Annotated in this window: 36 protein-coding genes and 1 other annotated feature; of the genes, 9 read left to right on the plus strand and 27 right to left on the minus strand. The window is 36.2% G+C overall.

Annotation, left to right across the window (positions count from 1 at the left end; all coding sequences use genetic code 11):
* Window positions 1-7: 7 nt before the first annotated feature.
* The 7 genes from ACQKIM_RS07870 to ACQKIM_RS07900 all read right to left on the minus strand — a co-directional run bounded on the left by ACQKIM_RS07870 (window position 8) and on the right by ACQKIM_RS07900 (window position 4,143).
* Window positions 8-982, minus strand: a complete 975-nt coding sequence (locus tag ACQKIM_RS07870; protein ID WP_427541575.1) for a ParB/RepB/Spo0J family partition protein — start codon at window positions 980-982, stop codon at window positions 8-10.
* 35 nt (window positions 983-1,017) lie between these two features.
* Window positions 1,018-1,773, minus strand: a complete 756-nt coding sequence (locus ACQKIM_RS07875) for a ParA family protein (protein WP_427541578.1) — start codon at window positions 1,771-1,773, stop codon at window positions 1,018-1,020.
* On the minus strand, window positions 1,770-2,681 hold the full coding sequence (locus ACQKIM_RS07880) for a rolling circle replication-associated protein (RefSeq protein WP_427541581.1): 912 nt from the start codon (window positions 2,679-2,681) through the stop codon (window positions 1,770-1,772). Before ACQKIM_RS07880 ends, ACQKIM_RS07875 begins: the two co-directional genes overlap by 4 nt.
* Before the next feature lie 251 nt (window positions 2,682-2,932).
* Window positions 2,933-3,088, minus strand: coding sequence for a DUF6906 family protein (locus ACQKIM_RS07885; protein WP_427541584.1), 156 nt, complete (start codon window positions 3,086-3,088; stop codon window positions 2,933-2,935).
* A 136-nt stretch (window positions 3,089-3,224) separates the two neighbouring features.
* Window positions 3,225-3,575, minus strand: coding sequence for a hypothetical protein (locus ACQKIM_RS07890; RefSeq protein WP_427541587.1), 351 nt, complete (start codon window positions 3,573-3,575; stop codon window positions 3,225-3,227).
* Entirely contained in the window at window positions 3,572-3,862 is a 291-nt protein-coding gene (locus ACQKIM_RS07895) for a hypothetical protein (RefSeq protein WP_427541590.1), read from the minus strand. Before ACQKIM_RS07895 ends, ACQKIM_RS07890 begins: the two co-directional genes overlap by 4 nt.
* 104 nt (window positions 3,863-3,966) lie before the next feature.
* Window positions 3,967-4,143 carry a hypothetical protein gene (locus ACQKIM_RS07900; protein ID WP_427541592.1) on the minus strand — a complete coding sequence of 59 codons (177 nt, stop codon included), beginning with the start codon at window positions 4,141-4,143 and terminating at the stop codon, window positions 3,967-3,969.
* Window positions 4,144-4,206: 63 nt separating this feature from the next.
* Here ACQKIM_RS07900 and ACQKIM_RS07905 point away from each other — a divergent pair, with 63 nt between their 5' ends.
* A complete protein-coding gene (locus tag ACQKIM_RS07905; protein WP_427541595.1) occupies window positions 4,207-4,476 on the plus strand; it encodes a hypothetical protein in 270 nt (89 codons plus the stop codon).
* Here ACQKIM_RS07905 and ACQKIM_RS07910 read toward each other — a convergent pair.
* Entirely contained in the window at window positions 4,460-4,675 is a 216-nt protein-coding gene (locus tag ACQKIM_RS07910; protein WP_427541597.1) for a hypothetical protein, read from the minus strand. The two genes, ACQKIM_RS07905 and ACQKIM_RS07910, sit on opposite strands and share 17 nt — an antisense overlap.
* A gap of 108 nt (window positions 4,676-4,783) precedes the next feature.
* Entirely contained in the window at window positions 4,784-4,948 is a 165-nt protein-coding gene (locus ACQKIM_RS07915) for a hypothetical protein (RefSeq protein WP_427541600.1), read from the minus strand.
* Between the two features lie 183 nt (window positions 4,949-5,131).
* On the opposite strand from ACQKIM_RS07915, the gene ACQKIM_RS07920 reads away from it, so the two are divergent.
* Window positions 5,132-5,638, plus strand: a complete 507-nt coding sequence (locus ACQKIM_RS07920; protein ID WP_427541603.1) for a helix-turn-helix domain-containing protein — start codon at window positions 5,132-5,134, stop codon at window positions 5,636-5,638.
* Window positions 5,639-5,749: 111 nt separating this feature from the next.
* Window positions 5,750-7,165: a recombinase family protein gene (locus ACQKIM_RS07925; protein WP_427541606.1), complete on the plus strand. Its 1,416-nt coding sequence runs from the start codon at window positions 5,750-5,752 to the stop codon at window positions 7,163-7,165.
* On the opposite strand, the gene ACQKIM_RS07930 is transcribed toward ACQKIM_RS07925, so the two are convergent.
* Window positions 7,166-7,648 (minus strand): ATPase, T2SS/T4P/T4SS family, encoded by a 483-nt coding sequence (locus ACQKIM_RS07930; RefSeq protein WP_427541608.1) that lies wholly within the window; start codon window positions 7,646-7,648, stop codon window positions 7,166-7,168.
* Between the two features lie 326 nt (window positions 7,649-7,974).
* Here ACQKIM_RS07930 and ACQKIM_RS07935 point away from each other — a divergent pair, with 326 nt between their 5' ends.
* Both ACQKIM_RS07935 and ACQKIM_RS07940 read left to right on the plus strand, forming a co-directional pair.
* The gene (locus tag ACQKIM_RS07935) at window positions 7,975-8,685 is read left to right on the plus strand and encodes a helix-turn-helix transcriptional regulator (protein ID WP_427541611.1); all 711 of its coding nucleotides are present in this window, start codon (window positions 7,975-7,977) and stop codon (window positions 8,683-8,685) included.
* A 118-nt stretch (window positions 8,686-8,803) separates the two neighbouring features.
* Window positions 8,804-9,046 carry a DUF2626 family protein gene (locus ACQKIM_RS07940; RefSeq protein ID WP_024361272.1) on the plus strand — a complete coding sequence of 81 codons (243 nt, stop codon included), beginning with the start codon at window positions 8,804-8,806 and terminating at the stop codon, window positions 9,044-9,046.
* A gap of 101 nt (window positions 9,047-9,147) precedes the next feature.
* On the opposite strand, the gene yidC is transcribed toward ACQKIM_RS07940, so the two are convergent.
* The 3 genes from yidC to ACQKIM_RS07955 form a co-directional block, all read right to left on the minus strand.
* Window positions 9,148-9,798: a membrane protein insertase YidC gene (yidC, locus tag ACQKIM_RS07945; RefSeq protein ID WP_427541614.1), complete on the minus strand. Its 651-nt coding sequence runs from the start codon at window positions 9,796-9,798 to the stop codon at window positions 9,148-9,150.
* A gap of 30 nt (window positions 9,799-9,828) precedes the next feature.
* Window positions 9,829-10,089 carry a hypothetical protein gene (locus tag ACQKIM_RS07950; protein ID WP_427541617.1) on the minus strand — a complete coding sequence of 87 codons (261 nt, stop codon included), beginning with the start codon at window positions 10,087-10,089 and terminating at the stop codon, window positions 9,829-9,831.
* Window positions 10,090-10,151: 62 nt separating this feature from the next.
* Window positions 10,152-10,796 carry an MBL fold metallo-hydrolase gene (locus ACQKIM_RS07955; RefSeq protein ID WP_427541620.1) on the minus strand — a complete coding sequence of 215 codons (645 nt, stop codon included), beginning with the start codon at window positions 10,794-10,796 and terminating at the stop codon, window positions 10,152-10,154.
* Between the two features lie 169 nt (window positions 10,797-10,965).
* Here ACQKIM_RS07955 and ACQKIM_RS07960 point away from each other — a divergent pair, with 169 nt between their 5' ends.
* On the plus strand, window positions 10,966-11,145 hold the full coding sequence (locus ACQKIM_RS07960) for a DUF2759 domain-containing protein (RefSeq protein WP_427541623.1): 180 nt from the start codon (window positions 10,966-10,968) through the stop codon (window positions 11,143-11,145).
* Between the two features lie 118 nt (window positions 11,146-11,263).
* Here ACQKIM_RS07960 and ACQKIM_RS07965 read toward each other — a convergent pair whose 3' ends face one another.
* The 5 genes from ACQKIM_RS07965 to rpmG form a co-directional block, all read right to left on the minus strand.
* Complete coding sequence (locus tag ACQKIM_RS07965; protein WP_427541626.1) at window positions 11,264-11,410, minus strand: hypothetical protein; 147 nt, start codon at window positions 11,408-11,410, stop codon at window positions 11,264-11,266.
* A 114-nt stretch (window positions 11,411-11,524) separates the two neighbouring features.
* Window positions 11,525-13,420 (minus strand): LTA synthase family protein, encoded by a 1,896-nt coding sequence (locus ACQKIM_RS07970; protein ID WP_427541629.1) that lies wholly within the window; start codon window positions 13,418-13,420, stop codon window positions 11,525-11,527.
* Window positions 13,421-13,698: 278 nt separating this feature from the next.
* The gene (locus ACQKIM_RS07975) at window positions 13,699-13,911 is read right to left on the minus strand and encodes a YqgQ family protein (RefSeq protein WP_427541632.1); all 213 of its coding nucleotides are present in this window, start codon (window positions 13,909-13,911) and stop codon (window positions 13,699-13,701) included.
* Window position 13,912: 1 nt separating this feature from the next.
* Window positions 13,913-14,497: a 5-formyltetrahydrofolate cyclo-ligase gene (locus tag ACQKIM_RS07980; RefSeq protein ID WP_427541635.1), complete on the minus strand. Its 585-nt coding sequence runs from the start codon at window positions 14,495-14,497 to the stop codon at window positions 13,913-13,915.
* A gap of 174 nt (window positions 14,498-14,671) precedes the next feature.
* Window positions 14,672-14,821: a 50S ribosomal protein L33 gene (rpmG, locus tag ACQKIM_RS07985; protein ID WP_008408521.1), complete on the minus strand. Its 150-nt coding sequence runs from the start codon at window positions 14,819-14,821 to the stop codon at window positions 14,672-14,674.
* Window positions 14,822-15,207: 386 nt separating this feature from the next.
* Between rpmG and ACQKIM_RS07990 the strand changes: the two genes are divergently transcribed.
* Together ACQKIM_RS07990 and ACQKIM_RS07995 are read left to right on the plus strand one after the other, a co-directional pair.
* Complete coding sequence (locus ACQKIM_RS07990) at window positions 15,208-15,660, plus strand: hypothetical protein (RefSeq protein ID WP_427541638.1); 453 nt, start codon at window positions 15,208-15,210, stop codon at window positions 15,658-15,660.
* A gap of 3 nt (window positions 15,661-15,663) precedes the next feature.
* Window positions 15,664-16,155, plus strand: coding sequence for a hypothetical protein (locus tag ACQKIM_RS07995; protein ID WP_427541671.1), 492 nt, complete (start codon window positions 15,664-15,666; stop codon window positions 16,153-16,155).
* A gap of 52 nt (window positions 16,156-16,207) precedes the next feature.
* Here the strand turns inward: ACQKIM_RS07995 and ACQKIM_RS08000 are convergent, their stop codons facing one another.
* From ACQKIM_RS08000 to ACQKIM_RS08040, 9 genes are all read right to left on the minus strand, one after another.
* Window positions 16,208-16,780: an anthranilate synthase component II gene (locus ACQKIM_RS08000; RefSeq protein ID WP_427541641.1), complete on the minus strand. Its 573-nt coding sequence runs from the start codon at window positions 16,778-16,780 to the stop codon at window positions 16,208-16,210.
* Window positions 16,777-18,162: an anthranilate synthase component I gene (gene trpE, locus ACQKIM_RS08005; RefSeq protein WP_427541644.1), complete on the minus strand. Its 1,386-nt coding sequence runs from the start codon at window positions 18,160-18,162 to the stop codon at window positions 16,777-16,779. Before trpE ends, ACQKIM_RS08000 begins: the two co-directional genes overlap by 4 nt.
* A gap of 252 nt (window positions 18,163-18,414) precedes the next feature.
* Window positions 18,415-18,622: a binding site (T-box leader), on the minus strand.
* A gap of 39 nt (window positions 18,623-18,661) precedes the next feature.
* A complete protein-coding gene (locus ACQKIM_RS08010) occupies window positions 18,662-19,735 on the minus strand; it encodes a mechanosensitive ion channel family protein (RefSeq protein ID WP_427541647.1) in 1,074 nt (357 codons plus the stop codon).
* Window positions 19,736-19,806: 71 nt separating this feature from the next.
* Complete coding sequence (locus ACQKIM_RS08015; RefSeq protein ID WP_427541650.1) at window positions 19,807-20,679, minus strand: hypothetical protein; 873 nt, start codon at window positions 20,677-20,679, stop codon at window positions 19,807-19,809.
* Window positions 20,680-20,982: 303 nt separating this feature from the next.
* Window positions 20,983-21,642 carry a phosphate signaling complex protein PhoU gene (gene phoU, locus ACQKIM_RS08020; protein WP_427541653.1) on the minus strand — a complete coding sequence of 220 codons (660 nt, stop codon included), beginning with the start codon at window positions 21,640-21,642 and terminating at the stop codon, window positions 20,983-20,985.
* Between the two features lie 13 nt (window positions 21,643-21,655).
* Window positions 21,656-22,489 (minus strand): phosphate ABC transporter ATP-binding protein PstB, encoded by an 834-nt coding sequence (pstB, locus tag ACQKIM_RS08025; protein ID WP_427541656.1) that lies wholly within the window; start codon window positions 22,487-22,489, stop codon window positions 21,656-21,658.
* A gap of 13 nt (window positions 22,490-22,502) precedes the next feature.
* The gene (gene pstA, locus ACQKIM_RS08030) at window positions 22,503-23,381 is read right to left on the minus strand and encodes a phosphate ABC transporter permease PstA (protein WP_427541674.1); all 879 of its coding nucleotides are present in this window, start codon (window positions 23,379-23,381) and stop codon (window positions 22,503-22,505) included.
* Between the two features lie 7 nt (window positions 23,382-23,388).
* Window positions 23,389-24,336, minus strand: coding sequence for a phosphate ABC transporter permease subunit PstC (gene pstC, locus ACQKIM_RS08035; RefSeq protein ID WP_427541659.1), 948 nt, complete (start codon window positions 24,334-24,336; stop codon window positions 23,389-23,391).
* A gap of 64 nt (window positions 24,337-24,400) precedes the next feature.
* On the minus strand, window positions 24,401-25,375 hold the full coding sequence (locus tag ACQKIM_RS08040) for a PstS family phosphate ABC transporter substrate-binding protein (protein ID WP_427541662.1): 975 nt from the start codon (window positions 25,373-25,375) through the stop codon (window positions 24,401-24,403).
* 229 nt (window positions 25,376-25,604) lie between these two features.
* On the opposite strand from ACQKIM_RS08040, the gene ACQKIM_RS08045 reads away from it, so the two are divergent.
* Entirely contained in the window at window positions 25,605-25,799 is a 195-nt protein-coding gene (locus ACQKIM_RS08045) for a hypothetical protein (protein WP_286927283.1), read from the plus strand.
* Window positions 25,800-26,059: the final 260 nt, after the last annotated feature.

Here is a 26,059-nt window from a genome sequence, read left to right on the forward strand (position 1 = left end):
ATCACCTCTACCTGATTTTCTTAATACTCATGATGATAAAATCTTCTGGAAGACCGTTTTCTCCTCCCTGCTGTAAGTAAGTGACCCTTACTTCAACAAATCTCCCTGTATACAGAATTGCGTCACGATCATATTCATTTATTTTTAAAATGTCGCCTACTCGGAAGCTCCTGTTATCAAAGCCACACATAAATGTCTTCAAGCCTTTCGCTATATCCTCAAACTGTTCAATGTAGCTGTCTAATTCGTGTGTCATAGGCTTTTCTTTTTGCTCCGACTCTATGACTTCCTGTCGCTTTTCTTTTGCAACGGATGGCGTTAGTGGTTTGCCTTCCTCTCGTTGCTCTGTTAACACTTCTTGCTGTTTGTCTTCTGGAAGACGTGACAACTCATATGCTGTCGTTATATTGATATTTCCCTCGCTAAATTCTTCTTTTAGTTCAGGAGTTAGTTTTTTATTAATGCTATCCATACGCTGCACTTGTGCCGATGAGACGCCCATTAGCTGTGCTACAATCTCACGTTTGCGCCCCGTCAGTTGATAACCACTGTTTTGTAATTTTTGTAACAATTCATGTAGTCTTGCTGCCTGTTGCGTTTTTTCCGCATCCGTTAAAATACGAGTTGTTGAATTTGCTAATATGAGCTGTAGCTCTGCCTGTATGTCGTCTGTTGATTTCACAATTTTGCAAGGTGCTTTGGAAAAATCCTCATTTCCTTCGCTGTATAGCTCCTGCATGGCTTTTAAACGTCTGTGCCCACTAATCAACTCATACATGCCATCGTCTTTGATACGCACTACTAAATTTTGTTGTAACCCCATTAGCTCAATACTCGCTTTAAGCTCTGATACATCATCAACACTGTAGTTGTTCTTTGGCGAAGGCTGTATGCGGTCTAACGGCATGTACTCAATCTTAAAGGCAACACTTTGCTTCTTTGATTCCACGTTCATAAGCTGTGATAGATTGAATTTTGACATTAGCTTTCTCCTTTCTTAAAATGTGCCCGAAACTATCACAATCCCAAATATTCATTTACTAGAGCTACATAATCTACACAAGCTGTTGACCGCTTCGCATATACTAACAATGGCTTTCCAGTGAAGGTCATTTCATCAACCTTTACTGTCTTTCTGATACGTGTTGAGAACATCGGATAATCTTGTTGCTCTAATAGCTCCACTCCTTGTTGATTCACGCTGCTCCGCTGATACATCGTGACAAAACAACCCGCCAAACGAATATCACTGTTAAACTCACTTACATCCTCTATTTGTTCTAAAATCTGCTCTAATCCATCAAAGCTGAATTGATCTATTTTGATTGGTACTAGCACATCGTCAGAAGCTACTAATGCATTTACAACCGTCATGTTTATATCTGGGGCATTGTCGATAATGCAGTAATCATATTGTTCTCTTACTTTTTTCAGTTTTTTGCGTAGTCGTGTTTGCTGTGGGCGTGACACATCCATCAAGATTTCTTTATTGGTTCTTAGCAAGTTCATGTTGGAAGTGATAATGTCTAGACCCTCATAAGCTGTTTTTTGAATGACGTTATCCACATCCATCTTTTTATCAGTTAATAACTCTGATAATCCTTCACTCTCAGGACCGTACATCCCGAAAAACTTAGATGTATTACCTTGTTTGTCGTTATCAATGAGCAATACACGTTTCCCATGCACCGCTACTAGTGTGTAAGCGATATTGATAGCTGAAACTGTTTTAGCTACCCCGCCTTTTAGATTTATAATGCTTATTACTCTCATATATCTAGTCTCCTTTTTGTTTGTACTGGATTATCAATTCGTCTCATCTCTACGTATATATATACACCCGAAACAAAAGGACTATATTTCACTTTGATTTCATTAAATTGATAACCAGGATACATTTTTTCAAATATTTCATGAGCAGTATTTTGCTCTAGTGCAATACGTTCCGCACGTTTTCTTGTTACTTTGCTGTTTGCTATTGTGATAATTGGTTGTTTCAAATTACGAGAAGGTGTATAACGTTTTGTGCTGTCTTTGCGCTGTTGCTTCATCATGTATTGAGCAATCCCTTTTAATCCACTTTCATTCGGTTGCAACTGTCGCGAATTAGCACGCCCTTTAGCCCATAATTCCTCTGCTATAGTGCGGTCGCTGAAATTCATGATGATGTGGGCATGTACCCTTACCTTTTTCCCTTCCGTATCAGCAAACTCTATAACATAGATGTATTTAAGCTCTCCTAATCTCATCTTTTGCATATAACGTTTGATACGACGTATATAATTTGTTACATCTTTTTTTGCTTGCTCGTAACTTTCAGGCAAATTAAAATTGTCATACGTAAGATGCATAGCAATATCTTCTGAAGTGAAGTTTCTATTCACTAATCTTACAAAGTGCTTTACAGCATTTTTCATATTCAAATTCTTTTGCGTCATTCTACTTCTGCCATCTTGCTTCTTTTTTCCGCGCTCCCACTTACCCATATCAGAACGAATAGGATAGATTTCACATTCAAGTATATTTCCGCTCTTAATTGTTTTTCTTCGACACTTAACTATGTTTTTATCCCGTAATCTTTCTATACGATCCTCTGTTGTATCTTCATCTACTGTGAATATGTCTTCATAGTCTTCAATGTCAATTTGTTTATTTAGCGCATTAAACGGAGCACTCTTCATGTTTCTATCCTCCAATCAATCCTCTATAGCCCCTAGTATGTTTGTTTGATTTACTCCACTCGTACTTCTGCGTGGTCGTAAATTTAATACTCCATACAAGGACGTAATTGACTGCTTGCCATGAAAATTGCTATACTAGTGATAGGGTATTTGGCAATAGTCAAATGAAGCCGTGCTTACTGGTCAGAGTTTGTACGGCATTTTTTATGTTTAAAATCAAAGCCTTTGCGATTATTCACAAAGGCTTTTTATTATGGTGCTTTAATGGTACGTGGTTTACCTGATTTACGATGTACAAGTAGCCAACTATCATGTAACTTCTTACTAATCAGCCAGTTATCAGGATTTAACCTTAAACTAGCAATATGGATTTTTTGCTTTCTAGTTAAACTAAGACCTTGTTTCACTGGAGGACACCCCTTTCCACTTGATGGATGGTAGAAGTTGGACACGAAATCACCTTTTTGATATAATTATAGTTAGTCAAATTTCGATTTAAATGCTGTTTAATCGTTGGAGCGATTAAGCAGTTTTTTTATGCCCTTAACTCGGATTAGCATTAATATGCACTACCTCTCCGAATTTGCCTTGCTTTTTTAATTGGCTGGCAATATCAAATAATTTGTTACGACGCTGCTCTTTTATTTGCCCCTCTAAGCGTTTGATGTAATTTATCCTATCTGCTAAAACCTCTGCACATTTTTGTGCAGAATCATAATCCTCATTGTAAAAATGTAAATTCATAGCTGTTATTAAGTCCTGACCACAGGCCCTTTCTTTACTTAGCTCTAATTCCAAGTTCATTGTGCCTCCAATAACGATTTTATTTTTGAAATCTACGAATACTACGTTTTTTAAGCCTTGTTCGTAGGCTTGTTGTAGTTGTTCTATCATTCTTTTTCCGCTCCAATCTTTACATTTTCCACATTCACGAATTGTAATATGTCTTTTTCATCTATAAACTCAACTCCATACTGAGCTACTAGTTTCAAAGCTCTTTCTGCATCAATTGAGATAATTTGTATCCACTCATCTAAATCAGCATCAACTTCACGATCTTGAACCTCAACCGTACACTCATTAAGCGCTCTTACTAGATTCTTAAATTTCCTTTCAAACCCATCGGCTTTTTCTCGTAAATCATCAAAATCTTTAATTGAAATTTGCACTGTTCCTTCCATTTGGATAATTCTCCTTTCATTAAGAAGCTTGACGTGAGCGAGCTTTTTTTCGTACTCGCAAACGTCTGATTTGCGCTTGCGCAACATAGTTGTATTGCTGCATACTACTTACGCTTAGAAAGAACTTCTCTATTAGATGCTTTCAGTGCTTCTTTCTCTTTGCGTTCAGCTTCCTCTTTTAGCCGACTTTGATATATACGAGGTATTGATGTTCGCATGAAAAACTCTTTCATACGCTTGTACGTATCCGGCGGAATCTCTGGCTGTTTAACTGTTTGCATTTATAATCATCTCCTTTCGATTACCTTTCTGCTAAAATATTGGTAGAAAGGTAGGTGATAGATATGGCTGTTTTACCAATTCCAGCAAAACAATACTTCAATGATTTTTCCTTCGATTTAATTGAATATGAAGTGAAAAGAAAGAATGCAATCGTTGGAAACTTTAAAGGTCTAATAAACAAAGGTGAAAATGGGCGACATATTGCATTCTTAATGGATGCCACTATACTTCCTGGTGATGTTCTAACAGCTTCTCACCAGTCATTTGTCATCCACGGTATCGAACATGACCACTACAACGGCACGCCCGAAATGCTTAAAGCGTATTATTAACGTTTTTAGCAACTTCGAGGTAAAACTTGCGTGACGATTGAGCAATGAATGTCAATATTTCCTCAACATCTTTTGTATTCAAATTTTCAACTGTGGCTTTGAGTTTAAAATTTACAGTTGTACCTTTCTGAAAACTTTCAGAAAAACTCTTTTCAACAATCGTCGTTCCAGCGGCGATTGTTTTTTTCTTTTCCTCCATACTTCTCACCTCTCTCTATTCATCTAACGTTGCTACTGTCATATCAGCTATAAGTTACGACTATACCGTCACTGGCTCGGTATCACAGCGCTCCATCTATTTAATTCCCTACGCATTTTCATTCTGTTGCTGTTGTTTGAATTGTTTTAAGAATAAAGCTCCTTCAACAAAACCAAACACTCGCTCTTTTTCATGCGGCTCTAGTTGTTCCAGTAAAATATCCAATTGTTTCCAATCAGTTTTTTCTTCAATGTTGTATAAGATGTCTGTCATGTTTATCACCACCTTTAATAAATGAATTAGAGCTTTACTACCGCTTCAACTATAAGGACGATAAAATAATATCTTCTTAATGATTTTATATTATCTTTACAAGGATTAAATGTCAACTATTTCAACATCTAAATATCTCTATAAAGATTTTTTGTGTTATACTCTTTTTGAGGAGGTGATTTTTTGGATATAAACGAACGAGTGCGCTTAATACGAAAAGATTTGAAAATGAATCAAAAAGAATTTGGCAAAAAGATTGTAGCTTCTCAAAACTATCTATCTAATATTGAGAATGGTCAAAACGCTGTGACCGAAAAAATTATTAAAATCATTTGTCACGAATTCAATGTGAACGAAGAATGGTTACGAACTGGCGAAGGTGAAATGTTTGTCCAACCCGCTACTTTTTCATTTGATGAGCAAATTAAAAAAAGCAATCTCAGTGAATTAGAGGTTGCTATCATGCGTGGTTATATGGAACTTGATTCAGACGTACGAAAAGCAATTGTACAAAAAGTAGAGAGTATTATTCAACAACGCTCTGAAATAGTTGCTACTACTGTGGAAACTGACATTGAAGCAGAAATTGAAGCAGAAATCGAGGAAGAACTAGATCTTTTCCGTCAAGAATTGCGAGCTGAGAAAAAAGCGCAAAGGTTATCAGTCTCGCAAGAGCAAGATATTATTTAAAAGGATTTTTATACTGGCGACAAGGGCGAATGAAGGGATAAGCAAATGATTACAAGAAAAGAGCAGGCACATTTGTCTAGCTCTTTTCTTGTATAAAACGAGGTGAGAAATATGGTAGTAGGCTTATATGTACGGGTGAGTACACTTGAACAAGCTAATGAGGGTTATTCTATTGCAGCACAAAAAGAAAGTTTAGTGGCATATTGTAAAGCTCAAGGTTGGTCGGAGTATAAATTTTACGTAGATGAAGGTGTATCAGCAAAAGATATAAAAAGACCAAAATTACAACTGCTATTAGAAGATATTAAACAACAAAAAATCAATATTATTTTAGTGTATCGACTTGACCGTTTCACACGATCTGTGCGTGATTTACATCAGATGTTGGACTTGCTTGAAGAGTATAATTGTAAGTTTCGTTCCGCCACCGAAGTTTATGATACAACCACAGCAATGGGTAGAATGTTCATTGGACTCGTTGCCCTATTAGCTCAATGGGAAACGGAAAATTTATCAGAAAGGATTATCATGGCTTTAGATGAGAAGGCTGCTGATGGTGAATGGTCAGGTCAACCTCCGTATGGGTATGATGTAGATGAAAATGATAAATTGGTGAAGAATGACAAAGGTAAATATGTGATTGATATTATAAATAAATTAGAAGCTGGATGGTCTTACAATAGCATAAGTGACCATTATAGAGTCACTGATCAGAGTAGAGGTTGGAGTGCTAATGCTGTATCACGCATAGTAAGAAATCCTGCTGTTTATGGAGCGTCAAGGCGCAAAGGAGAGATACGAGAAGGCACTCATGATGGTTATATCACAAAAGAACGCTTCCTTAGATTACAAAAGATGCTTGATGATAGAGGTAAGCAATTCCGAAAAGACATTGAAAGCACAGGTATTTTCGGTGGCATTTTAGTTTGCCCTAATGATAATTGTGGGCATAGATTAATAGCTACAAGATTTATAAATAAACGTGCCGATGGTTCAGAAACAGTTGGCTACACTTATAGATGTAGTTACTGTTCAAAGTATAAACGGACTCAAAAAACATCTGGTGAAAGATATTTTATTGAAGGACTGACAGAATACATGCAAAATATTAATTTCGCGGATTTTGAAGCACCCGAACCAGTATATCATATAGAAACAGAAGAAATTTTACAGCAAATTGCACAAGTAGAACAACAACGATTAAAGTATCAACGTGGGTGGGCCGCAGACCATATCAATGACGCGGAATTTGAAAAACTTATGTATGATACTAAAAATGTCCTCAATAACCTACAGAAACAATTAGATGAGTATGAAGAACCTGAAAAAATTAATTTAGATGCTATAAAGGATATTATAGTCACATTCAATAATTGTTTTGTACAATTAAACCAAGAAGAGAAAAATGAATTCGTACAACGCTTTATACGAAAAATTGAGTTTCGTTATGAAGAACGCCCTCCAAAATGTAATAAATATAAAAAAGCACGACCTCGAATTGTTATCACTAATTTAGAATTCTATTGACTAATTTACTTGTACTCTCGTGACAAAATCAGTTGCTCCTGTAAAGCATAGAAGCCCTTGCTGATGTTTCACGAGCTCCATTAAGATGTTCGCTGCGAATTTGGAATAACATAAAGACGTAAGTGGGAATGTATGATTTTGTAGAAGAAGTCGGATAATCAGACTTTCTTTTAAAAACACTGAGGGAAGTGTAGATACACGAAAGGCAAATGGATCTTTCTCCATTGATTTTTGAAAGGAGCCGCTTTGGGGTTTGCGACGCTCACTAATATCTAAGGCTGCCAAAAATTTATAGAAGGAAATCATCCGTTCTGCCAGATCGTTCGGTAATTCACCAGCCTGAAGCAGCTTATCGTATTTCCGAAAATACAGACGGTACCGTTCCATTTCGGGTACTAATAATAAATCTGATGCACCGAAATGATAAGCCCTTAGTAAAAGCTGCTCACATTTTTGTTCGACAATTGTTTCGAAATTCTGCACATTTGCACCTCTCTTCTAGTTCATTCGAATATGACCGCCCTATTCGTTATTTCCTAGTATAGTGACGAATATGTCACGAGAAAAGCCCTTTTCTCAAAATAAAAATTTGCTATTAAAACGCCTAACAATTTAGGTTTTTGTTATAAAAATGTGGATAACTTGCAAATTTCCACTAAAAAAGAACATCCTTACATGAAAAAGTTAATATTTATGCCGAAAGGAACTGTATCTTTTTCAATAATACAATATAATAGAATCAACATGATTTTTTTACTAACACTTGGTAGACTAAATAGTATTTGAAAAATAAAATTGAGGTGAAGCAAATGATCCATCCATTAAAGATTACTAGTACATTAGCCGATGAAACTAGATACTCGATTTATGAGTACATATTGAAAGAGAGAAAAACAGTAACTGTTCAAAATATTGCTGATAAATTCGGCATTCATCCGAACGTTGCACGCCTGCACTTAACAAAACTTTCAGAAATTAATATAATTACTGCTGATTTTGCCAAGACTGGTAAGGGCGGGCGACCTGGCCGCGTATATAAGGCTTCCGAAAAAGGGGTATCATTAACATTCCCAAGACGGGATGAGGATCGACTATTAAAGTGGACAATTCAATTAATTCAAGAATTTGGCCCATCTGCTTTAACAAAATGCATGGAAATCGGCTACCAAGACGGATTCCAGCAAATGAAGAATTATGTAAGTGCTGAGTTAAAATTAAATAATACCCTTTCCTTCGACCAAAAGCTTCAACTATTAACAGACAATGCTGCATTAATTGGCTATATCCCGCAAATACAGCAAACAGAGCATGGCAAAAAGGTGATATTCTCCATATTTAATTGTCCGTTCCAGGAACAGCTTACTACCCATTCAGAAATTGTATGTTCTTTACATGAATCCTATCTAAAGGGTCAGTTAGATGCATTATTTTCTAGTAATGAATTTATACAAATTGAAAGCATGATACATAATTGTGATTTATGTAAATATGAAATAAACGTGACAGAATTAGATCGTTAATTTAAAAATTCCATTTGTTTGTCACAAAGAAGGAGAAGTTCCAGTTTACAGACACCTTTCATATCATTTATAATGAGTAAGAGATTATTGTGTCGTGGGCAAAAGGAGGGGAAATTTCATGGATAATATGTATAAAGTTATGGCATTCTGGACAGGTATTTTTGCAGTTATGTTCTACCTTGGTGGTATGAACGAGGTATCGCTATTATTCGTAGGTAATACAGGTTTATTCTTATTATTAGGCTTCTTAAACCTTTCAGAACGTATGTACATGTACATTTTCGGAGCATATTTAACTGTATTCTTCGCTGGCTTCACGTACTATACAACATTTATTCACGTACCTGGTGGCGGTCATTAATACAGAGAAAATTGCGTGTCTCAAAATATGAGACACGCCTTTTTTGTTTCTATCTTTTATGAGCATAATAAAATCCCCCTTAGGTTAGGGGGATTTATATTTTATGAGGTTAGTTTAGGTTTATATTTATTAAACACAATCGTTTGTATAATCATCCACATAGAGGACACAGTCCAATAGAATGGGATGGCTGATGGCATGAATAGAGATGAGAATACGATCATAGCTGGCATGATCCCTATCATCATTTTCATTTGTGGATTACTATTTCCTGCTAGCTTAAATGATAAATACATTTGAATCATCATCGCTAAACCTGCAAAAGCTGCCATAAAAATATCTGCAGAACCAAGATTAAACCATAACAAGCTCTCATGCATAATAGCATTGTTTTTAGAAATGGTTAAATACAAGCCAGTTAAAATCGGAAATTGTATAAGCGCTGTTAGACATCCCGTTTTCATGCCTGAAAAGTTCTCCATCATTAATCGAGACATTTGCAGTTGATACTCTTTACGTTCTTCATCTGTTTTAGCTTGGCTTAACTTTGTTTGTAAAGCTAATAATTGCTCCTTATTCCCTTCGGTAGTTTGCGTAACCACCTGTTGGGATTTAAAAGACTTGAAATTTGGATACATTAGAATTAAACGTAAAAGCACTGTAAGAAGTACGATTGCAAAAACATAGCTCCCTGTAAAATGAAAAAAAGCCTCTAACAAATTTGTCAATGGTTGTGTTAATAATTCAAGCATTAATGATTATCTCCCCTTTTATAATTTTTCTTATAAAAGGGATACTAATTCCTCATCATTATCGGATTTACTGTAAATTACTGTTCTCAGCCATTTATTAAGTGTGATATGAGATAAATACATCTTTGTTTCAAAACTTACATTGACTGTTAAATCAATCGTTACATCAAAATTCGTATCAAAAACAGAAATTTTATCAAATATAGTATAGATGTATACTTTAATAAACGGACTATGTTGAATTAAGTAATTAAAATCAGTAATCAGCGATAAAAGTAAAATCAATTCCATCTACATCACCTAAGTTTATTTTAGCACAAATAAATAAAATTGTTTAATTTTTCTATCGTTTTTTAAAATCCATTTAAAAAGGGATTTGTCTCCATTTCCGCTCCAACGGTCGTGTAATTGCCATGACCAGGATAGACAATCGTATCCTCTGGTAAAGTTAATAATTTATCATGGATGGATGCAAGAAGTACCTTTGTTGAACCGCCAATTAAATCGGTTCTTCCTACACCTTGTTCAAATAGCGTATCTCCCACAATAGCAAAACCATCATGTTCAAATATATACGAAATACTGCCAGGTGAATGACCTGGTGTAAAAATTGCTTTAAATACAAAACCGTTTATTTCAAATAGACGCTCTTCTTTTATTATATTTTCTTCAGCTGGTGCAGCAACAACATAATCTGGTAAAGCCGCATATTTGCTAGAGCCATTCTTTGATGGATCTCCTAACCAGCTAACTTCCTTTTCATGGATCCATACGGGAATATTAAAAGCTTCACGGACTGCATCCACTGCACCAATATGATCAAAATGTGCATGTGTTAAAAAAATAGCCAATGGCGTTAAACCATTACTGCGTATAGCTTTAATAATTCGCTGCGCTTCCTCTCCTGGATCAAATATTAAGCATTCCTTCTCTTTATTCGATACGATATAACAATTCGTTTGGACGGGTCCAAGTGAATAACTTCGTACGTTCATCATTGTCATCACCTCAATTTCCTATTATACAGCCTTTGCCACAATTTGACGATAAATGTTCATAGTTTACGCTATATTAGTTCTCGACAAAAACAGGTAGAACGTTTACAATTAAGGAGGAATATTGTTTACGACATTCATTTTCTGATGTCGAAAGGAGTGTCAATTTTTAATGAACTTATTAATGGTTATTTTTGGTCTAGTAGCGATTTTTGCTGTAGTTGGTACATTCCAAGCAATTAAAGAAAAGAACCTTTTAAGTGTTGTTTTCAACTTATTAAGTGCTGTAGTATTCGGTTGGTTCGTCATCATGACAATCGTTCATAGCGGTTATCCACCAAAATTACACTAAAATCTAGACAGAAACAAGAGCAGTCTCTATTACGAGGCTGCTCTTTTTCTATCTAGATCACATTATTGATAGGGAGCCATAAACCTACTTTTTTGACTATCTGAATGAATTTTTTTAATTAGGTGAGTCTCCTTTTCATTCGAGCAGTTTGCATTGCTTTCCGAGCGTATTTCTCATTCACCTGAGCAGTTTTCTTTGCTACCCGAGCGAGTTTTTCTTTCATCTGAGCAGTTTTCTTTGCTACCCGAGCGAGTTTTTCTTTCATCTGAGCAGTTTCCCGCGTTTCCTGAGCAGTTTCCCTCACTACCCGAGCATTTCTCCCATTTTTCCTGAAATACAAAAAGAGAGATCTCCATATAAGTAGAGATCCCTCTTTATGTTATTTCACAGCATCTTGTTTCAAATTCCCAGTCTTTTCATCATAGAATCGAAGCAAGTCGCCGTTGATGATGGCATCGGAATTTTCTAATTCCATTGTAGCTCGATCAGCATATGGCTGACATGGCTCGCCATCAACCTCTTCACCGGTAGCTTTGTCATAGCAAGCCTCACCAGCATAAACATATTTATCTGTTATAAATCGACCGTCACGGAATACAACAAAGTCTTCATGCTCTGGTGAGAATAAGTCTGCGCCCATTTGCATGTCTTTTGACGTTTCAACGCCAAGAAGATGTAAGATTGTTGGACGTAAATCCATTTGTCCAGCTACCTCAGTCATTTCTTTACCATCGCCAGCTCCAGGGATATGGATGAATAAAGGTACTTCTTGTAGCAGTGCATTATCAAATGGTGTAATGCTTTCTTTTCCTAAATACTGTGCCATCGCCTTGTTATGGTTTTCAGAAATACCATAATGGTCACCATACATTACGATAATAGAGTTATCATATACGCCTTGATCTTTTAAGCTTTGGAAGAAGTCTTTCAGTGCTTCATCCATATAACGAACCGTTTGGAAGTAGCGATTTAATGTACCTGAATTCGAAGTATATTCAGGAATCATAACATCATCCGGATCCAATGTGAATGGATAGTGATTCGTTAATGTAATTAGTCGAGAATAGAATGGCTGTGGCATATCTTTCATTAATGCTGCAGATTGCTCTACAAATGGGACATCTTTCATTCCCCAGTTGACAGCTTGCCCTTCGCCAATCGTATATGAATCTATATCATAGAATTTATCGATATTTAAAGATTGATACATCATGTCACGGTTCCAGAATGATTTATTATTTGGATGCATGACATTTGTAAAGTAGCCGTTTTCTCCAAGACGCTCAGCCATTGAGTTGTACGTATTCCCACCATGTGTGAAGAATACTGCACCACGTCCTAAGCCGAACAATGAGTTTTCTAAAATAAATTCTGAATCAGATGTTTTTCCTAAGCCAGTTTGGTGGTAGAAATTACTGAAATAAAACGTATCTTTATCTTTTGTTAAAGAGTTTAAGAATGGTGTAACTTCATGACCATCCATCTGATTATTAATAACAAAGTTTTGTAAAGATTCCATTGACACAACGATTAAGTTACGCCCTTTGTACTCCCCAAACATTTCAGGGTTAATGGCTGCCTGGTTAGAGCGAATATAGTTATTCACTTCTACTAGCTCACTACCATCCGCTAATGCACGTTGAGCAGAAGATTTTGATTGAATATAAATATCATACAAGTGGTAGTTGTACGTACCAATGTTTTTCACAAGTAATTCGCGGTCAAAGCTGCGTGTTAACAGTTGTGGACGCTCTGTTTCTGCTAGCCCTAAGTTTAAGAAAGACATAGCAATTGCTAATACGAAGAACGCACGACGGAATTCAACGTTGACTTTTACTGCTTCTTTCATTCTAGGTACATATTTATTAGCTAAAATTAGAATTAGTACATCAACAAAATACAATAAATCCCATGGGCTTACAATAGCTGCTACAGAAGTTCCTAAATCGCTGAAATTACTTGTCTGGAATAATACCGGTAATGTAATAAAGTCATTGTAGAAACGATAGAACGCCACATTTCCATATAAGACTATTGATAAAAGAACACTGACAGTAATAATAAATCGGTTTTTAGCCTTTGTTGATTTAAAGAACAATGCTAATCCATAAGCAAAGAGTAAGAAACTTAACGGATTAATAAACAAGATAAATTGTTGCATCGCATTTTCAATTTTCATCTCAAAACTTGTGTGATAAACAATGACCGTTTTTATCCAAGTTGCTACAATTGCTAGTATCATAAATGAATGTTTAGGCCACTTAATTGATTTCATTCCTAACATCCTCCCTACTTTCTTACACAAAAAAATAATAATTTTTAACAATTTGTTACTGAAACAAAATATATCTTAATCCTTTTTTTACAGATAATCAACAGATATATTTTTGGAAAACTCTTCTCCTTACTCTTCTATGCGCCAGATACTTATATATACGTTTTGCATTGTAAAAAGTTTCATAAAATCATAAAAACAGTGGAAAGCCACTGTTTCTTAGAATATTACAAAGTTGTTACACTATTTTTACAATACCCAATTTCGTAATCTTTCAATCACGATTGATTATTTTCTTTCATACGAAGTTTTGTAGTTTCTTGTCGAATTAGTAACAATGCCATTTGGTAATCTTTAATATCAAGCACATTTGCTTTATACAATTCACGAATTTCATCCTCCATTAGCATTAAATCTCCAATGGGATCACGTGTATAAATATAAGTACCATATGTTTTCAATAATTCATAAATATCTAACATTTTATCCATTTTAATTCGCTCCTCGTTGTGCAGCACAATCTATACGTATTGTGGATGTCACAATGATATCTACTGGGCAATCATGTACTTCTGTAGGAACACGATCAACTAGCTGCTCGTCAAATAGCAATGACATGAGCTTACCCTTTTTATAGTTTAATATATAGCGGTCATAATAACCACCGCCATAGCCTATTCGATAGCCATATTGATCAAAAACAACTCCTGGAACAAGTAGGACATTCATCTCATTTGCGTCAACAAACTCACATTTTTCTGGAATCGGCTCACGCAAATGCATATACACAGTTTCTAACTGTTCAAAAGAATTAATAATGTAAAATGTCATTTCTCTTGTTTTTGGGTTACATTTTGGAACTGCAACTTTTTTACCAAGCTGCCATAATTCGTTTATAAGATGAAGCGTGTCGACTTCTGGTTTATTGGAAATTGTAATACCAATTGTATTTGCCTCTATTATATATGGTTCCTGTAGCACTTTTTTTACTATAGCTAAAGACTGCTCATGATAAGCTGTTTCACTCATAGTTGCAAGCGCTTCCTTTACCTTGTTTCGTAAGGTTGTTTTATCCAAGCCAAGCTACCTCCCTTAATCAATTTCGACTTGGTGTAATTGTAGCTGTCGCTTTGCTTTTGCTACAGAAAACATTTGTAGCTGTCGCTTTGCTTTCGATACAAAAAACCTCTGCCTGAATGAAGATAAAATGTAGAAAGCCAAAACCACTTGTGGTTTTGGCTTAATGAGCGATTACTTAGTTTCACGGTGAAGAGTGTATTTCTTCTCGCGAGAGCAATATTTTTTAAGTTCAAGACGCTCTGGATTGTTACGCTTGTTCTTTTTAGAAATGTAGTTACGTTCGCCGCAATCTGTGCAAGCTAAAGTAATGTTTACGCGCATCATTAACCCTCCCACTCTATATCAAGAATTTAAATTTGAGCATGATTTATACGACTAACCTATTATAACACAAACTGAAAAAAAATCTACCTTCATTTCATATTAAGTTTGCATATGGTAAAATACCTTATAAAGTGACTTTTATCAGTGGGGTTTTCCCATTCCCACTGATTGTTAGAGAAACACAAGCTAAGTACTCCTCATCCTGCGGAAACGCTTGTGTGACTAACATTGTGTTGGCCTCAATCGGGCTAATATGGGCAGTTAATCTCCCACATATATTTTTTTGCCTCACTTAAATTGAAGTGGGAGTCTTGTACCTGATGCTTCCCTTTTGGTACAGATAATTTACTAGGTTATGCAGGATAATTACATACTTTAATGAGGTGAGACTATTGGATTTATCCATCATACTTATGAGTGTAGGTATTGTTCTAATCATTGTATCGTTCTTTTTCAAAAATAATGCAAAAAAAGTCGAACAGGATGTAGAAGAATTATCAATCTCCATTTTCCAGGAAACCAACAATCTAAAGCGACGACTTAAAATTGTCGAAGAGGAACTGCTGCTTGAGCCGGAGTTTCAGGTTAAAACACCGTCAGCAATAAATAACTCAGTCTCAAATCCAAAGGTTCAACAGGTCATGCAAGCTGTGCAACAAGCAGCTCAAGTATCCAAAAATGGTCAAGTAGCTACCAAAACAAAACCCATCCATCAAATTATTGTAAGTCAGGTGCTTGAACTCAATAAGCAGGGTATGTCCGTAGCAGATATAAGTATTCGCTCTAATTTAACTGAGGAACAAGTCCGACAAGTGATTGCAAACGGAGGTCGATAATTGATGAATAAGTCTGCGATCCGCTCATTCGGCATTGCCTTATTTCTTGTGGGTGCTTTACTAGCTTTAGCTACTCGTTTCGATTTCAATATCGGTCTACCGACGAAAACTTCCTCAAATGAGAAGCAAGTAGAGGAACTACAAAAAAAGCTTGCACAGGCAAATCAAGAAATTACTTCGTTAAAGGAGCAAATAAAACAGGTTCCTAAAGAAAATACTGAGAAACCTAATCCAACTGAATCGAAGGATATAAATAAGTCCGTTGACGGCTCTAACAACGCAGCTACTATGACGCTTCAAATTTATAGTGGCATGGCACCATATACTGTAGCAAAAAAGCTGGAAGATGGCGGTATCATTGACAATAGTGTGGAGATGGAGCTCTTACTTGCCAATGCAAAATACTCACGAAGCTTACAAATTGGTTCCTATGAGGTCAATTCTTCAATGTCCTTAGAGGAAATTGCAAAGCTAATTACAGGAAAAAAACAATAAATAAGAAAAGGCTGTCAATAAAAGATATTAGTGACAGCCTTTTCTATTTACTTTATGAAATCTGTTCTAAGAAGGCTTGCATCATGAGACCGCCCTCTTCTGTCCCAATAGATTCTGGATGGAATTGCAGACCAAAAAGCGGATAATTCTTATGTTGTATTGCCATAATTTCGCCATCATCACTAGAGGTTGCTAAAATTTTAAACTCCTCATGTAGAGTGCTCTGTTCCATAATAAGCGAATGGTAACGCATGACCTCAATTTCCCCGTCTAATTGTGCAAATAATCCTGCTTTTTCATATTGAAGTGTAGATAGTTTACCATGCATTATATTTTTAGCTTGCACAATATTACTTCCGAAAGCCTGCCCAATAGATTGGTGTCCAAGACAAATACCTAAAATCGGAAACCTTTTATAAAGCTCTTTTACTACATCCACTGTTATTCCGGCTTCAGTTGGCGTTCCTGGGCCAGGGGATAATATAATCGCCTCTGGCTGCATGCTCTCAATATCAGCTACAGTAAGCTCGTCATTACGTACTACCTTTACTTCCTTTCCAAGCATTGATATTTGCTGATATAAATTATAAGTGAAAGAATCATAGTTATCGATTAGTAGAATCATTTTTTTACCTCCAATAGCGCGCGTGCTTTATTCAATGTTTCCTCGTATTCAGACAATGGCACAGAGTCGTACACAATACCTGCACCTGCCTGAACATGGGCATGTTGATCCTTAATAATCATTGTACGAATAGCCAGTGCTAAATCCATATCCCCAGTTGTAGAAATATAGCCAACTGCGCCAGCGTAAACACCACGCTTCACGGGCTCTAGCTCATTGATAAGCTGCATAGCACGAATTTTCGGTGCACCTGATACTGTACCTGCAGGAAGACAGGCACGAAGAACATCCAAAACATGCACATCCTCACGTAATTCTCCGATAACCTCTGACACGATATGCATAACATGCTTATATCGCTCAATATTCATATACTTTACAAGCTTTACTGTTCCAATTTTTGAAATTCGACCTAAATCATTGCGACCTAAATCCACTAACATCCGATGTTCAGCAATTTCTTTTTCATCATTTAATAAGCCCTCTGCTATAGCCTTATCCTGCTCCACTGTTTGACCTCTAGGTTTTGTACCAGCAATAGGATTTGTCGTTACTCTGCGATCTTTTACCTTCACTAGACTTTCTGGAGAGGTGCCCAAAATAGTGTACGTTCCATAATCCATATAGAACATATATGGCGATGGGTTAGATGTACGCAATTGACGATATAAGGCGAATGGATTTCCAGTAAAGGATGAGGTGAAGCGTTGGGATAAAACAATTTGGAATATATCACCTTTAAGAATATGCTGTTTCGCACGTTCAACTAATGCGATAAATTGCTCTTTTGCAATCATTGGCTTGAAATCTAGCTCTCCAAGCTCCATTTCTTCATATCTCGCGCCAGCGTATAGCTGTTCTTCAATCCTATTGATCTCATCTTTCATTTCTTCAAGAGAACGTCCCTCAGCAAATAAATCAATAGCTGCCAATGTAATCTCTTGCTTTAAATGATCAAACACAATAAAGGTATCATAGAAAAAGATATGGACGTCAGGCATTTCTAAATCATCCTGTAAGTATTCACCTATTCTCTCTGTATAAAAAGCGGTTTCATATCCAAAGAAACCAATGGCGCCCCCAAAAAAGGCGAAAGGATAATCCTCTTGATGGAACGGCATTACCTGCTTTAATTTAACAAGTACATTTTCGCTTCCCTTTTCTGTATGACGATCTTTGGTAAAAGAATAACCATTTTGATCGCTAATTAATTCTGCAATTGGGTTGACGGCGATAAATGAATATCGACCACTTTCCTCATGCTTGGCTGACGATTCGAAAAGCATTTTATGCTTTCCTTCAAGTGATTGATAGACGGAGATTGGCGTCATCATATCCCCTTGTAATACTTTCATAGTATACGTTCTAAGCTCAACTGTCATAATTCTCTCTCCTTCTCTAGGCTCTACTCTTCTACACCTTAAAACATATCAATTACGCCTCAACGTAATTGTGTCTGGACTTTTTCAAGCTCGCTTGAAAAGCTCCTCATCAGCATCCCTCTCTCCATCTGTTAGAAATGGAAGTATTTTGCACCTGACGCTTCACTTTCGGCACAGGAAAAATCTACTGCTGTCGCTCTGCTTTCGCACAGTAAAGAGCTGCTGAATCAAAATAAAAAGGCCTTTCCATCACAAAAGGACGGAAAAGCCGTGGTGCCACCTTCATTGGTCTCCTATAAAGACCCACTCTAAGCCTTATAACGCAGGCAAACGCTAATCCATACTTTTTTCAGGATTAGAGCTCCGAAGTCCATTCGCCATTCATTTGCACTAGTTTCCACCAACCACTAGCTCTCTATAACAAATAATAATAGCTACTACTCTTCATCAAAGCTGATTACTCACCTTCATTGTAAACTAAAAAAACTAACAATTCAAACTATTTTTTAGTACCAAACCATTCATCTTCTGTTGGATTTACTAACACAATTTGTAGTTCCTCAATGATTTGACGAATCGCAAATAAAATATCCTGACGTGTATCTAGCATGACAGCCATTTCATTGCTTGCCACATAAAAACGCACAAGGACACGGTAATAGCTCGGATAAAATTCATCGATAAAGACATGAATCATTTCCTTTTCAGTCTTATTATGCAAATAAATTTCTTTTTGAATGGCACTTAAGGCACTACGTATGGATTCTTCCTCATTTTCAGCAGCGACATATAAAAAATGCTCACATTTTCGTTTTTCTCGTCTCGATAAATTATAAATTGGACGATTGACTAAATAAGAATTCGGTACATATACAAGCCCTTTATCACCTGTTTGAATTAATGTACTACGAAGGTTTATATCCTCAATCGTTCCTTCAATTTTTTGGTCCTCTGTTGCAATCCAATCGCCAATTTTAAATGGGTTATCCAAAGCAACTGACATTCCACCAAAAACATGTGCTAGCGTGTCCCGAATACCAAAGGCAATCGCTACACCAGTTAAGCCAATTCCTGTTAAAAAGCCATTTAAATTAAAATTCCAAAAGGAAGCAATGGTAAACATAGCAAAAATCATGATTAGCACTTTTCCTATACGAAGAAAAAAAGGTAATAGGACATTCGCTTCCTCTTCACCATTTAGTTGCAAAGGTTGTTTTGTATAAAAATTCAAAACATCATATACTCCTTTAAAAGCGAAGAAAACAATAATCGACAACATGAAATTTTTGGACGCTTTATGTGTGAATAAAGGAACATCTATCAAATAGGATAAGCTGATTACAATGACGGAAGCCATAAATGCATATCGAATTGCCTTATTAAATTGTGCTAGCACCGTTGCCTGAAAGTTACGTTGACGTTTTTCTAAAAATACAACAATCTGATTAATTATTTTCTTTATAACAAAATACTGAAAGAGCCAACCAATCCCACAAAGAGCGATAGCTATAATTACATCCATCCACGTCGGTACAGTAAAGCTAGATGGTATTAACCATTTCAATAAATCCATATTTTTCTCCTCTAACTACTATGTATTTGCACACAATAAAAGCCAATCACCTTGACGATCAGCTCTTATTGTTATTGAATAGCATCATCTGCAAAAAAGGCCTTATTGGCAAACCAAAATTGCTGCTCATTAAAATTATGCTCATGCATAGCTATAACCGAAAATTCAGCGTGATACTTGCTCTTTAATTCCTCTAGCATTGTTTTTGCTTGCTTTCCAACTAGATGCTGACCATCAATAGGCATTCCTTCAGTAAAGATAATAATCTCAGCTTCACCGCAATGTTGATTTTCCTGTAGTAAGCCTTTCACAAAATGTAATACAGGAAGTATTGCAGCTTCTCCCTTTGCCTTGTATTCAATAAAATCCTTAAAATCGGATAAATTCAAATGACCATTTTCAAAGCGGTAGTGTACATGAATTTGATAATCGTAGGGAACGATATATAAATCTCTATGCTCACGATGTGCACTCATAAACAATGGTAAAATCATACTTTTACATAACTCCGTGTATGCTTCCATACCCGTTGATTGTTCAAGGCAGATAATAATCGGACCAGGATCTTTTTTATATTCATTAAATGGAACATATAGGATATTTCCATCTTTTTTTGTTTGATGCTTTAGCTTTTGACGTCTTACATCCTCCCACTTATGCTCGTAATATGAGCGCTGCTCTTTCCCATTGGCTAATCGCTCTGCTTGCTCAATCGCTGGTATATTTTCTTGAATTTCTAGCATGATATCAGCCAATTCAAGTGCAAATGCTGCCATATTTCGCAATGTTTCACTTTTGTAAAAATAATTAACAAAATAATGCTGTTCCTTGTCACTTAATTCTTCAAGATGTAAGTTTTCATATAGAAAGCGTAAATAGTCACGTTGCTCTGATGTGATACCAATAGCAAATTTTTCGATGAGTGAATCTACAGCGTCTTTCACGAAGCAGCACCTCCTTCGCATATTTATTTAAATAATGTCTATAGTATAACCAAAATAATTTTTTGACAATACAAATCCACCCTAGTATTTGACGCTATTTTAGCGAATTATGTTGCTGCTATCATGTTCTTTTCTAGGAATTCTGAATAGAAAAAATGCATTCATCTCGAGGTATAAGTATTCTGTGCTTAATGCTTCACTTTCGGCACAAAAACATTTGTTGCTGTCGCTCTGCTTTCGAACAGTAAAAATCTGCCAAATGAAGATAAAAAAAGAAGAGCTTATTGCTGGCTCTTCTTTGCATTAATTATTTAGTTCATAATGTTTGCCCTTAACTAAGTAAAATAAATGTTCTGCAATATTTGTGGCATGATCCGCTGAGCGCTCTAAATATCGGCAAACAAAAGTTAAGTGTGTGATTTGGGAAATATGGGCTGGGTTTTCAGCTCCTGCACGAAGTAAAAGTGTGATTGTCGCGCCATATAAATCATCGATATAATCATCTAATTCTGCAATTTCTTTTGCATGAACCGTATCTTCCTCAGTAAAGGCTTTAATAACACTCTCTAGCATCTCTACTGTTTTATTACACATCGTTTGTAAATTCGTAGTAGAAAAGACTAGCGGCTCTTTTCCGATGCGAATTGTTTCTTTGGCAATATTAACTGCATAATCTCCTACTCTTTCCATATCAGAGGCAGCTTTCACTAATACCATAAGACGACGTAAATCAGTAGCTACAGGCTGTTGCTTGGCAATCAGTAAAATCACATGATCATTAATGGCTTCCTCAAGCCGATTAATCACTAAATCATCTTCAAGAATTTTTAGGGATTTCTCTAAATCTTGCTCTATCAATGCTTGAAATGCTAGCTTTAAAGCATTGATACTGCTCGTAGCAATCTCAACAAATTGCGCTTGCACTTCTTTTAATTCCTGCTCAAAACGTTCACGTACGACCATTTTTGACTCCTCCTTAACCGAAACGACCGGATATATAATCTTCAGTACGTTGATCCGCAGGTGTCTGGAAGATAACGTCTGTTTTATCGTATTCAACAACCTCTCCACTTAAGAAAAATGCTGTTCGATCAGAAATTCGTGCCGCTTGCTGCATATTATGTGTAACGATGACAATCGAGTAATCCTTTTTCAGCTCCTGAACAAGTTCCTCTACTTTTAAAGTTGAGATAGGATCAAGTGCAGATGTAGGCTCATCCATTAAAATAACGTCTGGTTCAATGGCTAAACAACGAGCAATACAAATACGTTGTTGCTGACCACCTGATAAGCCATATGCATTTTGATTTAAACGATCCTTTACCTCATCCCAAATCGCCGCACCACGTAATGATTTCTCAACAATTTCGTCAAGAATCTTTTTATTTTTAATACCATGGATACGAGGACCGTAGGCGATATTATCATAAATAGATTTTGGGAATGGGTTTGGCTTTTGGAACACCATTCCTACACGTGTACGTAATTCTTCTACTGTGTAGTTTTTATCTAAAATATTACGCTCACGATAGATAATTTCTCCAGATGTGCGCACGATCGGCACTAGCTCTACCATTCGATTTAGCGTTTTTAAATACGTAGATTTACCACAACCTGATGGACCAATAATAGCAGTCACTTCATTTTCATAGATGCTTAAATTGACATCTTTTAAGCCATGATGATCTCCATACCATAAATTTAAATTACGTGTATCATATACTATATTTTTAGTAACATCAGCTGAAAGCTTAGAAGTCGGTTGAATCGATTTGACAACTGATTTTTCCTCTTGAAAATCTATTACCATAAAGGTCACCTCATTAATAACGTTTTTGGAATTTATTTCGAATAAAGATTGCAATAGAGTTCATCAATAAAAGCACTGACATCAAGACTAAAATACCGGCTGCCGCAACATATTGAAATGCCTCTTGAGGACGTTTTGCCCAATCGTAAATTTGCATAGGTAAAGCCGTGAATTGACTTAATAAACTATTAGGTAAAAATTGCAAGATAACAGGAATCCCTAGAACAACAAGCGGTGCTGTTTCACCAATAGCTCGAGACAATGCTAATATACTACCCGTTAAAATCCCAGGAATGGCAGCTGGTAATACAACGCGTACAATCGTTTGCCATTTCGTTGCTCCCATCCCATATGATGCTTCTCGTTGTTCGCTTGGTACTGCACGAATCGCTTCCTGTGCTGCCACAATGATAACAGGTAAAATTAATAAGCTCATTGTTAAACCAGCTGCTAAAACACTTTTTCCTAATCCCAGCATACGAACAAAAATTGTTAATCCCAATAAACCAAAAACGATGGAAGGCACACCTGCTAAGTTAGAAATATTCATACGAATAAAGTCATTTAATTTATTTTTCTTAGCATACTCTTCTAAATAGATTGCTGTTCCAACACCCAAAATAATGGATACTGGTGCGACAACTCCCATCAACCAAAGAGAACCTATCAGAGCTGCCTTGATACCAGCTTTATCAGCAAAACGTGATGCATAATTCTTCAAAAAATCGAAAGTTAAATAATCAATACCTTGTGTAACAATTCGATAAAGTAAAATAGCTAAAGTCACTAAAGCAAATGTAGTTGCTAAAAGGAAAAATATTTTCCAGACTTTATTAAATGTAATACGCTTTGTCATTCGTTTCATGACGACCTTGTCATCAATATAGCGCATGCTCATGCTAGTAAACCTCCCTAAAGCGTTTCGATATATAGTGAGCAAGTAAATTCATCACTAACGTAAAGATGAATAATGTGAACCCAACTGAATAAATGGAGTAATAAATTGTTGTACCATATCCAGCATCACCTGTTGCAACTTGTACTATATAAGCAGTCATAGTCTGAATGGAGTCAGTCACATCTAAATCAAATTTCGGTGTAGATCCTCCTGCAAGCGAAACAATCATTGTTTCACCAATTGCCCGGGAAATAGCTAGAACAACTGAAGCGATTATACCTGATAATGCTGCTGGTAATACCACCTTAATAGAAACCTCAAATTTTGTTGCACCTAGAGCTAAAGCTCCTTCACGCATACTATTTGGAACAGAGGACATAGCATCCTCAGAAAGTGATGTAATCATTGGTAAAATCATAATTCCAACTACGATTCCTGGACTTAGTGCATTAAATAGTTTTAATCCTGGAATAATTTGCTGCAGCATTGGTGTAACAAATGTTAATGCAAAGAATCCATAAACGATTGTTGGTACACCTGCTAATACTTCCAAAATAGGCTTCACAGTACGTCTTATTTTTTCACTTGCATATTCACTTAAATAGATAGCTGAAGCAATACCAAATGGTACTGCAACAACTATAGAAATAAGTGTTACCTTCAATGTACCAGCAATTAAAGGTAAAATCCCAAATAATGGTTCCTTCCCTGAAAAGGGTAGCCACTGTGTACCAAAAAGGAAATCCGTAATCGACACACGTTTAAAGAATTCGAACGTTTCAAAAATTAGTGTGAAAACAATGCCAAATGTTGTCAATATAGAGATAAGAGCTGCAGAAAATAATAGAGCTGGCATTGCTTTTTCCACTATTTTCTTTGTTTTATGATTGCGCGAATTTGCAATTAATTGCTGCACAGATGTTGTCTTATTTTCTTTTTGAGAAACCATTGGGTACTCCTTTCAAATAAGAGAGGGAAAGAGCATACATCTCTTTCCCTCTATGCATGTCTTCTTATTTTAAGCCTTCTAATGTTTTTAAAGTTTCTGTATATTTTTCTTCAGGTAGACTAACATAGCCAACTGCATTTGCCATATCTCCACCATGCTCAAGCGTAAATTTAATGAAATCATATGCCGCTTCATTATCTTTCATCGCACTATTTTTCACATAAACAAATAGTGGACGTGATAGTGGTGCATATTCACCTGTTTCAATCGTGTCATTTGTTGGTTCAATACCATTAACTTTGACAATGTTTAATTTATCTTTATTTTCTAAGTAGTACGCATAGCCGAAGAAGCCAATAGCATTTTTATCGCCTGCAATACCTTGAACTAGCATGTTATCATCCTCTGATAATGTTGCTGAACTTGCTAGATCCGCACCATCTAACACTACTTCGTCAAAGTAATCATACGTACCTGAGTCAGTACCTGGTGAGTAGTACACGATTTTTTCATCTGGCCATGATGGATCAATGTCAGACCATTTTTTAGCTGTACCATCTTCAACCCAAATTTTCTTTAATTGATCTACTGTTAAATCCTTCGCCCAATCGTTTTCAGGATTCACGACTACTGAAATACCATCATATGCTAAAGGAAGCTCTGTAAAAGCAATTCCTGCTTGTTCCAATTTTGCTTTCTCTTCATCCTTTACATGACGAGATGCGTTTGAAAAGTCTGTCTCACCTGCGATGAATTTTTCAAAGCCACCACCAGTACCAGAAACACCTACCGATACTTTGACATCTGGTTGAGTTCCTGCATACTCTTCAACAACTGCTTCAATAATTGGTGCTACTGTTGATGAACCATCTCCAGCTACAGCCCCTTGCAGTTTTTTGTCAGCAGTGTCTTGTTCTGAGCTTGCTGGTGTTTTTGTTTCTGCGTTGTTACCATTTTGCGCAGAGTCACTGCCACATGCACCAAGCATTAAAGCTGAACCCATTACCGCTGTCATCGTTAAGTACTTCCACTTTTTCATCTCATTTGCCTCCGTCACTAACTTTTTTATAGTTGTTTGTCTTACAATCTTTACTATAATGTTTGATTGTTGAAGTCGTATAAACAGTTCGTAAAAGAGACGTAAAGGAATGTAATGCTTTGTAAACGATTGTAAAGAAGAATTTACAATTGCAAATACTTGCTTCCTTATTGAAAGATGCTATAATAAGCAATTGTGTCATGAATTAATAGAAGAGGAGTTTGACTTTGTGATTAAGCATGTAAAAGTACAAAATGCCGATTACTTCAAAACATATCTAACACTCGTAATGGAACATCGAGAATTCTCTTTACAGGAAGCTGTTGATTTTATGGTTGAGTCCTATTTCTGTAATAATATAGAGCTTTACGGAAAAAAGCCAAAGCAACAATTTGAATTAGCTATTCAACAATTATCTGCATAAGATTTTTATATGCACTATTATATAGAAGAAAATACGGTATGCAGACTCTACCTTTCATACCGTGTTTTCTATATCAGGACAGATAAAAACCGCTAGAGCATCGAGATGCCTAGCGGTTTCATGTTGTTGAAATACTATTATGTCAATGAAATCAAGGTGACAAATAAAAAATATAGCTCTTTTTCAAAACGAGGGGTTGATCTCCGTTCCGACTGAGTGCTTTCCTGGGGGCGTCCGATGAGCCGCTTCACTCGCGTTGC

Source organism: Lysinibacillus sp. NPDC047702, from assembly GCF_050272555.1.
Lineage (GTDB): Bacteria > Bacillota > Bacilli > Bacillales_A > Planococcaceae > Lysinibacillus.

Coding starts and splice junctions, on each gene's coding strand:
- pstA (WP_427541674.1), bottom strand. CDS start 23,381: ATGCGCTATATTGATGACAAGGTCGTCATGAAACGAATGACAAAGCGT.
- ACQKIM_RS07960 (WP_427541623.1), top strand. CDS start 10,966: ATGAACTTATTAATGGTTATTTTTGGTCTAGTAGCGATTTTTGCTGTA.
- rpmG (WP_008408521.1), bottom strand. CDS start 14,821: ATGCGCGTAAACATTACTTTAGCTTGCACAGATTGCGGCGAACGTAAC.
- phoU (WP_427541653.1), bottom strand. CDS start 21,642: ATGGTCGTACGTGAACGTTTTGAGCAGGAATTAAAAGAAGTGCAAGCG.
- ACQKIM_RS07900 (WP_427541592.1), bottom strand. CDS start 4,143: ATGCAAACAGTTAAACAGCCAGAGATTCCGCCGGATACGTACAAGCGT.
- ACQKIM_RS07995 (WP_427541671.1), top strand. CDS start 15,664: ATGAATAAGTCTGCGATCCGCTCATTCGGCATTGCCTTATTTCTTGTG.
- trpE (WP_427541644.1), bottom strand. CDS start 18,162: ATGACAGTTGAGCTTAGAACGTATACTATGAAAGTATTACAAGGGGAT.
- pstB (WP_427541656.1), bottom strand. CDS start 22,489: ATGGTAATAGATTTTCAAGAGGAAAAATCAGTTGTCAAATCGATTCAA.
- ACQKIM_RS08000 (WP_427541641.1), bottom strand. CDS start 16,780: ATGATTCTACTAATCGATAACTATGATTCTTTCACTTATAATTTATAT.
- ACQKIM_RS07935 (WP_427541611.1), top strand. CDS start 7,975: ATGATCCATCCATTAAAGATTACTAGTACATTAGCCGATGAAACTAGA.
- ACQKIM_RS07910 (WP_427541597.1), bottom strand. CDS start 4,675: ATGGAGGAAAAGAAAAAAACAATCGCCGCTGGAACGACGATTGTTGAA.
- ACQKIM_RS07870 (WP_427541575.1), bottom strand. CDS start 982: ATGTCAAAATTCAATCTATCACAGCTTATGAACGTGGAATCAAAGAAG.
- ACQKIM_RS07970 (WP_427541629.1), bottom strand. CDS start 13,420: ATGAAATCAATTAAGTGGCCTAAACATTCATTTATGATACTAGCAATT.
- ACQKIM_RS07915 (WP_427541600.1), bottom strand. CDS start 4,948: ATGACAGACATCTTATACAACATTGAAGAAAAAACTGATTGGAAACAA.
- ACQKIM_RS07965 (WP_427541626.1), bottom strand. CDS start 11,410: ATGAAAGAAAAACTCGCTCGGGTAGCAAAGAAAACTGCTCAGATGAAA.
- ACQKIM_RS07890 (WP_427541587.1), bottom strand. CDS start 3,575: ATGATAGAACAACTACAACAAGCCTACGAACAAGGCTTAAAAAACGTA.
- ACQKIM_RS07975 (WP_427541632.1), bottom strand. CDS start 13,911: ATGGATAAAATGTTAGATATTTATGAATTATTGAAAACATATGGTACT.
- ACQKIM_RS07880 (WP_427541581.1), bottom strand. CDS start 2,681: ATGAAGAGTGCTCCGTTTAATGCGCTAAATAAACAAATTGACATTGAA.
- ACQKIM_RS07895 (WP_427541590.1), bottom strand. CDS start 3,862: ATGGAAGGAACAGTGCAAATTTCAATTAAAGATTTTGATGATTTACGA.
- pstC (WP_427541659.1), bottom strand. CDS start 24,336: ATGGTTTCTCAAAAAGAAAATAAGACAACATCTGTGCAGCAATTAATT.
- ACQKIM_RS08010 (WP_427541647.1), bottom strand. CDS start 19,735: ATGGATTTATTGAAATGGTTAATACCATCTAGCTTTACTGTACCGACG.
- yidC (WP_427541614.1), bottom strand. CDS start 9,798: ATGCTTGAATTATTAACACAACCATTGACAAATTTGTTAGAGGCTTTT.
- ACQKIM_RS07955 (WP_427541620.1), bottom strand. CDS start 10,796: ATGATGAACGTACGAAGTTATTCACTTGGACCCGTCCAAACGAATTGT.
- ACQKIM_RS07940 (WP_024361272.1), top strand. CDS start 8,804: ATGGATAATATGTATAAAGTTATGGCATTCTGGACAGGTATTTTTGCA.
- ACQKIM_RS07905 (WP_427541595.1), top strand. CDS start 4,207: ATGGCTGTTTTACCAATTCCAGCAAAACAATACTTCAATGATTTTTCC.
- ACQKIM_RS07950 (WP_427541617.1), bottom strand. CDS start 10,089: ATGGAATTGATTTTACTTTTATCGCTGATTACTGATTTTAATTACTTA.
- ACQKIM_RS07875 (WP_427541578.1), bottom strand. CDS start 1,773: ATGAGAGTAATAAGCATTATAAATCTAAAAGGCGGGGTAGCTAAAACA.
- ACQKIM_RS08040 (WP_427541662.1), bottom strand. CDS start 25,375: ATGAAAAAGTGGAAGTACTTAACGATGACAGCGGTAATGGGTTCAGCT.
- ACQKIM_RS07925 (WP_427541606.1), top strand. CDS start 5,750: ATGGTAGTAGGCTTATATGTACGGGTGAGTACACTTGAACAAGCTAAT.